9 protein-coding genes are annotated in these 10423 nt (G+C 70.2%); 4 read left to right on the plus strand and 5 right to left on the minus strand.

Going from position 1 to position 10423, the window contains the following annotated elements:
• The first annotated feature begins 37 nt into the window (after positions 1 to 37).
• From ACH4U7_RS35015 to ACH4U7_RS35030, 4 genes are all read left to right on the plus strand, one after another.
• On the plus strand, positions 38 to 637 hold the full coding sequence (locus ACH4U7_RS35015) for a helix-turn-helix domain-containing protein (protein ID WP_398531806.1): 600 nt from the start codon (positions 38 to 40) through the stop codon (positions 635 to 637).
• 106 nt (positions 638 to 743) lie between these two features.
• The gene (locus tag ACH4U7_RS35020; RefSeq protein ID WP_398531807.1) at positions 744 to 1262 is read left to right on the plus strand and encodes a GNAT family N-acetyltransferase; all 519 of its coding nucleotides are present in this window, start codon (positions 744 to 746) and stop codon (positions 1260 to 1262) included.
• A gap of 136 nt (positions 1263 to 1398) precedes the next feature.
• Complete coding sequence (locus ACH4U7_RS35025) at positions 1399 to 2988, plus strand: alkaline phosphatase D family protein (RefSeq protein WP_398531808.1); 1590 nt, start codon at positions 1399 to 1401, stop codon at positions 2986 to 2988.
• An 88-nt stretch (positions 2989 to 3076) separates the two neighbouring features.
• On the plus strand, positions 3077 to 4168 hold the full coding sequence (locus tag ACH4U7_RS35030) for a DUF5937 family protein (RefSeq protein ID WP_398531809.1): 1092 nt from the start codon (positions 3077 to 3079) through the stop codon (positions 4166 to 4168).
• Positions 4169 to 4198: 30 nt separating this feature from the next.
• Here the strand turns inward: ACH4U7_RS35030 and ACH4U7_RS35035 are convergent, their stop codons facing one another.
• The 5 genes from ACH4U7_RS35035 to ACH4U7_RS35055 all read right to left on the minus strand — a co-directional run bounded on the left by ACH4U7_RS35035 (position 4199) and on the right by ACH4U7_RS35055 (position 10153).
• Positions 4199 to 6106, minus strand: coding sequence for a CocE/NonD family hydrolase (locus ACH4U7_RS35035; protein ID WP_398531810.1), 1908 nt, complete (start codon positions 6104 to 6106; stop codon positions 4199 to 4201).
• Positions 6107 to 6114: 8 nt separating this feature from the next.
• Positions 6115 to 7062, minus strand: a complete 948-nt coding sequence (locus ACH4U7_RS35040) for a transporter substrate-binding domain-containing protein (protein WP_398531811.1) — start codon at positions 7060 to 7062, stop codon at positions 6115 to 6117.
• A gap of 117 nt (positions 7063 to 7179) precedes the next feature.
• Complete coding sequence (locus ACH4U7_RS35045) at positions 7180 to 8436, minus strand: dipeptidase (RefSeq protein ID WP_398531812.1); 1257 nt, start codon at positions 8434 to 8436, stop codon at positions 7180 to 7182.
• A complete protein-coding gene (locus ACH4U7_RS35050) occupies positions 8433 to 9221 on the minus strand; it encodes an amino acid ABC transporter ATP-binding protein (protein ID WP_398531813.1) in 789 nt (262 codons plus the stop codon). Before ACH4U7_RS35050 ends, ACH4U7_RS35045 begins: the two co-directional genes overlap by 4 nt.
• On the minus strand, positions 9218 to 10153 hold the full coding sequence (locus ACH4U7_RS35055) for an amino acid ABC transporter permease (protein ID WP_398531814.1): 936 nt from the start codon (positions 10151 to 10153) through the stop codon (positions 9218 to 9220). Before ACH4U7_RS35055 ends, ACH4U7_RS35050 begins: the two co-directional genes overlap by 4 nt.
• Positions 10154 to 10423: the final 270 nt, after the last annotated feature.

Here is a 10423-nt window from a genome sequence, read left to right on the forward strand (position 1 = left end):
CTTCCCGATCTCTCATATCTGGGATACATTCCCGTTTATGAGAGATGAGGTACTGGTGGACGAGGAGGCGTCGCCCGGCCCCGAGCCCCTGGAGGCCCGGCTCGCGGTTCGCCTCGCCGAACTGCGGGTGGAGCGCGGCTGGTCCTTGGACGAGCTGGCGCGGCGTACGGGCGTCAGCCGCTCCACGCTGTCCCGGCTGGAGCGGGCGGAGATCAGCCCGACCGCGGCGCTGCTGGGCAAGTTGTGCGCGGCGTACGAGCGGACCATGTCCCGGCTGCTCGCCGAGGTGGAGGAGGAGCCGCCCCGGGTGGTCCGGGCCGACCGGCAGGCGGTGTGGCGGGACGAGAAGTCGGGCTTCACCCGGCGGTCGGTGTCCCCGCCCCACCCCGGGCTGCGCGGCGAGCTCGTCGAGGGGATTCTGCGGCCGGGCGCCGACATCTCGTACGACACCCCGCCCGTACCTGGCCTGGAGCAGCACATCTGGGTACTGGACGGGGTCCTCGAGGTCACCGTGGGCGGCGCGGCGCATGAGTTGCGGGCGGGGGACTGTCTGCGCTTCCGGCTGTGGGACCGGTCGCGGTTCCGCTGTCCCGGGCCCGATCCGGTGCGCTACGCCGTGGTGGTCGTCCCGCCGTGAGCGTACGCCCCAGGTACGCCGTGAACATGCGTCCCCGGCAGCCGTGAGCGTCCGCCCCCGGCCGCCGCGCCCCCGTCCGCCCAGCGCCGAGCGAAGGAAGCACGTCTTGCACACCATCACCCGCCTGTCCGCCGACACGTTCCACGACAGCGTCAAAAGCCTGGCCGACCTGCTGGTCGACGCCGTTCGCGGCGGCTTCTCCCTCGGCTTCCTCGTCTCCTTCGACCAGAGCGCGGCGGTTGACTGGTGGCGCGCCCGGCAGCCCGCGGTGGCCGACGGCAGCCTCGCCGTCTGGGTCGCCCAGGGTCCCGACGGCATCTCGGGTACCGTCAGCCTGGCCCTGGAGGGCAAGCCCAACGGCCGCCACCGCGCCGAGGTCCTGAAGCTCATCGTGCACCGCGAGGCCCGTGGCCAGGGCCTGGGCCGCGCGCTCCTCGCCACCGCGGAACGGGCCGCCGCCGAGGCCGGGGCCACCCTCCTGATGCTGGACACCGAGACCGGGAGCGTCGCGGACCACCTCTACGGCGCGGCCGGCTGGACCCGCTATGGCATCGTCCCCGGGTACGCCGCGGATCCGGCCGGCACCCTCCAGGACTGCAGTTTCTATTACAAAGAGCTTGCATAACGGGCCCGTTGCACGCCTACTGAACATGCACGCGTCATCTTCTGGACGGTTGCCGTTAAGGGTCCGTCCCAGGTGGCCCTGAAAACGTCACGTCCGGTCGCCATGACCCATCGCTTGACGGACGAGAGGGACCGCCATGCCTGGACAGGCCGAAGCACAGCCATCCGACAGAGGCCCATCCGACAGACGCCCATCCGACAGACGTCGATTCCTCGCCGCCGCCGGCGCCGCGGCCGTCGGTGCGGCAACCGTGGGCCAGTTGGCCCTCGCGGGCACCGCGCGCGCCGCGGATCCCGCGCTCCCCAGCGGCGTTTTCACCCTGGGCGTGGCCTCGGGTGACCCGCTGCCCGACGGGGTGGTGCTGTGGACCCGCCTCGCCCCCGACCCGCTGAACGGCGGCGGCATGCCCGACCGGGCCGTCGACGTCGCCTGGCAGGTGGCCGAGGACCCGCGCTTCCGGCGCATCGTCAGGCAGGGGACCGCGCAGGCCCAGCCCGCCCTCGGGCACAGCGTCCACGTGGACGTACGCGGTCTGCGGCCGCACCGCGAGTACTGGTACCGCTTCCGCGCCGCGGACCAGATATCCCCGGCCGGCCGCACCCGCACCGCCCCCTCGCCGCACGCCACCACCCCGCTGCGGCTGGCCCTGGCCTCCTGCCAGAACTGGCAGCACGGCTACTTCACGCCGTACGCCGACATGGCTGAACAGGACCCGGACGCCGTGCTGTTCATCGGCGACTACATCTACGAGAGCACGCCCGCCGCCACCGCCGTACGCCGCCACGAGGGCAGCGGCGAGCCGTTCTCGCTCGTCCAGTACCGCAACCGCTACGCCCAGTACCACACCGACCCCGACCTCGCCCGGATGCACGCCCAGGCGCCCTGGATCGTCACCTTCGACGACCACGAGGTGGACAACGACTGGGCGGGCGAGATCCCCCAGGACCCGGACAAGCAGTCGCACGACGCGTTCGTCGCCCGGCTGACCGCCGCCTACCAGGCGTACTACGAGCACATGCCGGTGCGCGCCACCGCGGTGCCCAATGGCCCGCACATCAAGATGTACCGCAGCCTGGACTTCGGCAGCCTGGCCAGGCTGCAGGTGCTGGACACCCGGCAGTACCGCAGCGACCAGGTCACCACGCAGGAGGCCGCGCAGAACCCGCTGCTGACGATGCTCGGCGCCGAGCAGAAGCAGTGGTTGCTGGACGGGCTGCGCCGCTCGCCCGCCCGCTGGAACCTGATCGGTTCACAGATCATGATGGCCGAGACCGACCGGCTCGCGGGCCCCGGCAAGCTCTGGTTCTACGACGCCTGGGACGGCTACCAGGCGGAACGCAATGAGCTGATGGCCGAGTTCGCCCACGTCCGCAACCCGGTGGTGCTCTCCGGGGACCGCCACCTGACGATGGTCAGCGACCTCAAGCGGGACTTCGCCGACCCCGCCTCGCCGGTGGTGGGCGCCGAGTTCGTGGGCACGTCCATCTCCTCGAACGGGGACCAGGACCAGGCGGCCTTCCATGCCGAGTTCGACCCGTTGGTGCCCGACAACCCGCACTGGAAGCTCCTCGACGCCCACCGGGGATACCACCTCTTCGACATCGACCGCGGCGGTATCGACGCCCAGGTGCGGATCGTGGACACCGTGGTCAAGACTCAGTCGGCGGCGCGGACCCTGGCGCGGCTGCGGGTGGAGAACGGACGGCCCGGGGTCGAGCTCGCCTGACCCCGGCCCAAGCCCCGGTCCGTCGCCGCGGCGCGCCCCGCCGTGGCCGCCCGCGATGCCGCTGCCAGCGGGTATGTAGGCTGCCCCCGTGGGGATCACGCTCGACCTGAGAAACGCGCGATCGGCCGACGTGCACGTCGGCCGATCCGCGCTGGCCGAGCTGATGTCCGTGCTGCACATCCTGGCCGAACCGGACCACCATCCGGAGGCCCATCGCTGGACCCGTCAGCTCGGAACGACCTTCGGCGACTCTCTGGCCAACGAGATGAGCGCGCTGTCGCCGCTGTGGGCGCGTCTTCGGTGCCGGCTGCTGTTCCCTCTGGCGTTGCCGCTGGACCAGACCTTGGAAGGGGAGCTGCGGCACCTGGAGAAGCTGCCCCTGGATGAGTTCGTCGATCTGTGTGCCCAGGGGGTTCTCGGCTTCCGCGAGGCCGTTCCCCCGGCGCGTCTCCTGCTGGACGACAAAGAGGCCGCCCGCTGCTATGTCACGCAGTGCGAGCGCCGGTCCTTCCGGCGCGGGGCACTGGCGCACGACCTGATGGCCTCGCCGGAGGACGTGCGGGCCCGACTGATCGACTTCCTGGACCGCTGCGGGGGAGCGTTCTTCGCGGCCGAGTGGCGCGCGGTGCACGACCGGCTGGAGGCGGCCGTCGTGAGATTCCGTACCGAGGTGACCCGCAAGGGTCTGGCCGAGGTGCTGGCAGGGCTCAGCCCGACCGCGGTGGTCGCGGGGGACGGCTCACACGTCCGCTACGACAAGCTGGCGATCGCGGAGATCGGGATCGGGCCCAGACAGTTGTTCCTGCTGCCCTCGGTGCATGTGTGGCCGCATCTGACCATCAAGGACGAGCCGTCCTACCCGGTGGTGCTGCAGTTCGCGGCACCGGAGGTCCGGGCGCCCGAGCAGCTCACGCTGCGGCAGCTGCACGCCCGGCTCTCCGTGCTGGCCTCTCCGGGCCGGATGGAGCTGTGCCGCCATCTGCTGGGGGAGCCGATCACCACCTCCGAGCTGGCCAAGCGGCTTGGCCTCGACGACACACAGGTCTCCCGCACTTTGAGGCAGCTCAGGGAGGCCGGGCTGATCGAATCGGAACGGGAGGGCAGGTACGTCTACCACCGACTGGCCACCAGCACCCTGCTCAGGCTGGGGCAGGATGTGCTGGCGACCATCATGCGGTGACCGCCGTGCGGTGACCGCTCGCCGGGGCCCTCAGGCGCTGTCGTCGGCCTGGCTGTTCCGGGTCCACAGCAGCACGGTGGAGGGGTGCTGGGCGTCCATGTGGACCCGGTTGGTGGCGATCACCTTGCGGCGGGTCACCGCCTCGGGATCGCCGGTGCCCGAGTTGACGTCGAAGCGGGGGAAGTCGCTGGAGGAGATGTCGACCCGCAGCCGGTGCCCTGCCTCGAAGCGATTCGCCGTGTCCGGTGCCGCGATCTCGATCTCGTAGATCTCGCCCGGCGCCAGCGGCTCCGGGTGCTCGAACGACTTGTGGAAGCGGCACCGGAAGATGCCCTCGGTCAGGTTCATGGCGAAACCGTGCGGATAGTCGTCGTTGGGCGGGTACACATCGACCAGCTTCATGGTGAAGTCGGTGTCCACAGCGGTCGAGGAGATGAACAGCCGGGCCGTGACCGGCCCCGCCACCACCAGCGGCTCCGCCAGCGGCGGGGTGACCAGCGAGACCACATCGGGCCGGGCGTTCAGCGGCAGATACGGCTCCCGCGCCCCGTAGAACCGGGCGTCCGGCACCTGGTCGAAGGCGCCCCCGACCATGACCGGCTCGCCCGAGGTCACCTGCCCGCCCAGGGTCGGCACCGGATCCGCCGGGTCGAAGTCGTACTCCACCCACGCCTGCGGCTCGGCCGGCGGCCGCTCGCTCAACTCGCCCGACGTGTGGCAGTAGAACGCCGTCTCGCGCGCCCCCGAGGGCGGCCACCGCGTGTCGGTCCGCCACTGGCCGCCGTGCCGCATCCGGCCGGCCTCGTCCCGGCGGCCGTCCCCGCCGCCCATGAGGAAGTACCGGACCCGCGGAATGGGCTCCGGATCGCCGTCATGCCGGAGCACCGCGTCGAACCAGTGCTGCCGGAAGGACAGATACGAGGCGTCGAGGTTGTCGCTGAGCGTGGCCGCGGGCCCGAAGTCCACATCGCCGGCGTATGTGACGCAACGGTGGCCGTGTGTCCAGGGCCCCATCACCAGATACGCGGGGGAGCCCTTCAGACGGCCCATCGCCGTGAAGTTCTCGATGGTCGAGCGCACGTACGGGTCGTACCAGCTGGACATGTGCAGCGTGGGGACATCAGGGAAGCGGTCGTAGTGGCCGCGCCCGTAGATCGCCGGCTGCCGCCAGTACGCCCCGAAGGAGTCGTTGCGCCACTGATCGAGCAGATAGTCCTCGTACGGGCCGACCTGGCGCAGCGGTGAGACGCCCGGCCGCCACGGCAGGACGGTGAACCAGTCCCGCAGGTCGGTGCCCTCGAACGCCTTGCGCACCAGCGGGTCGCGGGCGGCCTCGGGGCTCTCCTCGCCGTGCCGGAACGCCCAGGTGACCTGCTTGAGCTCGAACGCCCCGCCCATCCGCATGCCCGCCTCGTACGCGCTCGCGAAGCCGCCGGAGTCCATGAACATCGCGGCCAGGTGACTGGGGGACTCGGCCGCGGCCGCCGACTGGGCGTGTGCCGAGTAGGAGACCCCCATCATCGCCACCCGGCCGTCGCACCAGGGCTGGGCCGCGATCCACTCGATGGTGTCCGCTCCGTCGGGCCCCTCGCCCAGGTACTTCACAAAAGTGCCCTGCGAGTCGCCCCGGCCGCGGCAGTCCTGCCGCACGACGTGATACCCGGCGCGCACGAAGTACGCGGAGGTCTCATCCGGCGTCGGCAGCGGCTCGTCGTGGCGGTTCTGGTCCGAGCCGCGGATCTGGCGGCGGCCGTACGGGGTGCGCTCCAGGATCACCGGGCGGGGCTCCGGTCGTACGGCATGGGAGTACAGGTCCGCGGCCAGCACCACGCCGTCGCGCATGGGGACGCCGAGGGTGCGCCGCCACACCCCGCGGTCGGCCAGGTGCTCCAGGGGGGCGGCGTCGGTGGTGCCGGTGGTGTCGGTGGTCTGTGTCATGGAACCGGTCACTTGGTCTGGGACTGCTTCGAGCCGTTCACGGCGAGCTGGGACTTCGGCACCGTGGACAGCGGGAGACCCCACAGGCCGAACAGCTTGGGGTAGGTGCCCGATTCGTACATCTCCCGCAGCGCCTTGGTGATCACGGGGGCGAGTCCGGAGCCCTTCTTGGTCTCGATGCCGTAGATCGCCGTCGAGGCGGGCAGATCGAGGATGTCCTTGAGCTCCAGCGTCTGGAAGCGGCCGTTCGAGCCGCTGCTGGCGGAGGTGTTGGCCGCACTCGGCGCGGCCACCGCCTCGATGCGCTTGCTCTGCAGCGCGAGGGCGGCGCCGGACAGGTCGGGGAAGACCTGCTCGTCGACGGCCGGCTTGCCCTTCGCGGCGCACCGCTCGGTGAGCGCGGCGACGACGTTCTGGGTGCCCGCGCCCTTCTCGACGCCGACCTTGCGCCCGCAGACCTCCAGCCCGGATTTGGGCTGGAAGGAGGCCGACTTGTTCACCATCAGCGTCACGCTGCTCTTCGCGAAGTCGGCGAAGTCCACCTGCTCCTGACGCTCGACGAAGTCGCCGGCGGGCGCGCTGAGATGGATGCGGCCGGACTTCAGAGCGGGAATGATCGCGTCGAAGGTGGTCTTCTCCACCTTGATCTTCACCCCCAGCATGGCGGAGAGCTGCGCGGCCAGGTCGGGCACCAGACCCGTCACGCGCCCGTCCGAGCCGAAGGTGTTGTACGGCGCGTACTCGCTGACGCCCATGATCAGGGTCTTCTTCTTGTACTGCGCGGGCACCTCGGCGGCCAGCTCGCGGTCCAGCGGTTCGAGGCGGATGGCGGCCGACGACTTGGCCTTGGGCTTGTCGGCGCCGGCGGAGTCGTCGACCGAGCAGCCGGCCAGGGTCAGGGACAAGGCGAGGGGCAGGGACAGGGCACCCAGGGCGGCGCGGGGACGGTTGCGCATGGTGGAGGTCCGTTCGGGAGGAGTGTGCAGGGGGGGACCGAGGAGGCTGAGGGCGACAGGAAGAGGAGAACAGCGGAGGAACAGGGGAGGACGGGGAGGCGCGGGTGTGGGGGACGCTCACGAGCCCCATACCGTGGCGGCCACGCGCCGCACATTGCCGCCGGCGAGCTTGGCGACGTCTTCCTCGGAGTAGCCGTGGTCGAACAGCCAGCGGATCATGTTGCCGACCGCCTCCGCCGGGTTCTCGCAGCCGTGCACGTATTCGACCCGCTCGTGCGTCGGCAGTCCGGAGGATGCGGAGGCGTCCTTGTCGTCCTTGCCGAAGAGCGGGGCGAAGGTCCGGTGCCAGGCCGTGTGATCGCCGAAGTTGGTGTCGGGCCCGAAGGCCACGTGATCGATGCCCACCAGCTCCACGCAGCGCTCCACGTGCTCCATCACCGAGTCCAGGCAGTGCCGGGGATGCCGGGCCGTGATGGTGGTGTGCGGCGCCGCCTCGACGCCGATGAACCCTCCGGTGTCGGCGCAGGCCCGGATCACCTCGTCCGGCTTCATCCGCGCCGTCGGCCACAGCGCCCGGGACCCGGCGTGGGTGATGACCACGGGCGCGGACGAGCGGCGCGCCGCGTCCAGAGCCGTCGCGTCCCCGGTGTGCGACACGTCGACGATGATGCCGAGGTCGTTCATCCTGCGCAGGGCGTGCCGGCCGAGCGCGGTCAGCCCCGCGTCGCCGGTGTCGGCGAGGCCGGAGCCGAGCTGGTTGCTCTCGCTGTACACCAGGCCGAGCAGCCTGACGCCGAGGCCGTAGAGGAGGTCGAGCCGGTCGAGGTCGTTGCCGATGGGGCTGGCGGACTCCAGGGTCAGCACCACGCCGACCCGGTCCTCGGCCCGTGCCCGCCGTGCCTCCTCCAGGGTCGTCACGACGGCGACGAGCTGCTGGTGGGTGATGTCGGCCCGGCGCATGGCCAGGTCGCTCACCGCGTCGTCCCAGTCCCAGGAGGTGTGGGAGCGGATCATGCTGACGGCGGCGGGCCCGCCGTCGAAGAACAGGTCCACGCCCGAGTGCGCGATCCCTTCGTACGGGATCGACTCCCGGCCCTGGCGGCGGTACGCGGCGAAGTCGGAGGGGTCCGCGGGGCGCAGCGACAGATGGTCGTGGGCGGAGATCACCAGGTGTTCTTCCTCGAAGGCCCGGGCACGCGTCTCCACGCTCTCGCTCCAGACGGGCCCACTGTCCGCGACGCGTCCGAGGGCGGGCACGAGGTCGAAGGCCCGGAAGTCCCGGCCGGCCTCCAGGTACTGGTAGGACCGGTAGGAGCGCCACAGGTCGAGGCGGGCGCGGGTCTTGCGGGGGAGGGGGCGAGGGCTGTTGCTCATGCGCTGACTTTCGACAGGAACGTACGGGTGCGGTCGTGGGCCGGGGCCTTCAGGAGCCGCTCGGGCGGGCCTTCCTCGACGACGCGACCGTCGTCCATGAAGACGACGCGGTCGGCGACGTCGGCGGCGAAACGCATCTCATGGGTGACGATGACCAGCGTCATGCCCTCGCGGGCGAGGTCTTTGATGACACTCAGCACCTCCTGGACCATCTCCGGGTCCAGCGCGGAGGTCGGCTCGTCGAAGAGCATCACCTTGGGCCGCATCGCCAGGGCACGGGCGATGGCCACGCGCTGCTGCTGGCCGCCGGAGAGCTTGTCCGGGTAGGCGTCGAGCTTGTGCGCGAGACCCACCCGGGCCATGAGCTGCTCGGCCCGGGCGTCGGCCTCAGCGGGGGAGAGCCCGAGGACATGGCGCGGGGCGTGGACGATGTTCTCGCGGGCGGTCAGGTGGGGGAAGAGGTTGAAGTTCTGGAACACCATGCCCATGCTCGCCCGCTGCGCCGCCAGCTCGCGTTTGCCCAGCTCGAACAGGATGTCGCCGCTGAGCCGGTAGCCGATGACACTGCCGTCGACCGTCACCAGGCCGTCGTCGGGCACTTCGAGGTGGTTGATGCAGCGCAGCAGGGTGCTCTTGCCCGACCCGGACGGGCCGATGAGGCATACCGTCTCGCCTCGGTGTATCTCCAGGGAAATCCCGTGAAGCACCTCGGTGCCCCGGAAAGACTTGCGGATTCCGTGCAGGGAGACAATCGTCTGCGCGCTTTCTTCCGATTTCACGCTCATAGCGAATGCTCGCTCCCCTTGACCTTTCCGGCCCGGTCGGCCGGTATCAGAGTGTGCCGCGAGAGGCGACGCTCCAGCCGCTGCTGAAGGAGGGTGATGAGGCCGGTGATGATCATGTACCAGATGGCCGCCACGATCAGCAGGGGAACCGTCTGGAAGTTCTTCGCGTAAATGAGCTGGACCGAATAGAGGAGATCGGCGAGCGATATCACGCTGACCAGTGAGGTGGCCTTGAGGAGCGATATCAGTTCATTTCCCAGCGGCGGCACGATGACGCGCAGCGCTTGCGGAAGCGTGATGCGGAAGAAGGTTTGACCCGGCGTCAGCCCGAGGGTGGCGGCCGCCTGTCGCTGCCCGTCGGGGACCGCCAGTAGCCCCGAGCGGATCAACTCCGCGATGTACGCGGTCTCGTGCAGCGTCAGCCCGATGACCGCGGCGGTCAGCGGCCCCAGAAGCGAGTTCGAGTCGAAGGTGACGAACCGCGGGCCCCACGGGATCCCGAGCGACAGGGTGGGAAAGAGCGCCGCCAAGTTGTACCAGAAAAGCAGCTGCACCAGCATGGGAATGGAACGGAACACCCAGATGAAGGCGGCCGCGACTGTGGCCATCAGTCGTGAGGAACCCATTCTCATCAACGCGACCACGGTACCCAGGACCAGCGAGAGCAGCATGGTCGCGGCCGTCATGCCGAGGCTGACGCCGATTCCTTTGATGATGCGGATCTCAAAGAAGTACTTGCCGACTGTTCCCCATTCGAAGCGGGGATTGGTGAGAATCGTCGACACCGCCATGGCGGCCAGCAGTAGAATCACTGCATTGGCCACCAGCAGTCCTGGGCGCCTTCTCTTGGCGCGTTTGAGCGCGGTGATCCCGGGTGGAGCGTCGAGATTCAGGACTTTGGTCATGGGCGGCCCTCGGGCGGTCTCGGTCACGGCAGTGAATGCTGCATCCTAAAACCGCCGTCCGGGGCCCACTCGAACAGTTGACATAGAAGCGTCAACCGTTAACGGGATGCTACGTCCCGGCTACCGGAGTGCGTCGTGCCCGTGCCGTGCCCACGACGGCCGTGGGCCGACGGCCGCCGGCCCCCCCGCCGCGGGGGGGGGGCGGCCGCGGGGCGCCGCCCCCCCCCCGCGCGGGTGGGGCGTTTGGCGGGCGGCTCTAGTATGAGGGGGGCGGCGAAAGGGAGGGTGGGGTGTGTT

Origin of the sequence: Streptomyces sp. NPDC020845 (assembly GCF_044334165.1) — a bacterium.
In the GTDB taxonomy this organism is placed as follows: Bacteria; Actinomycetota; Actinomycetes; order Streptomycetales; family Streptomycetaceae; genus Streptomyces.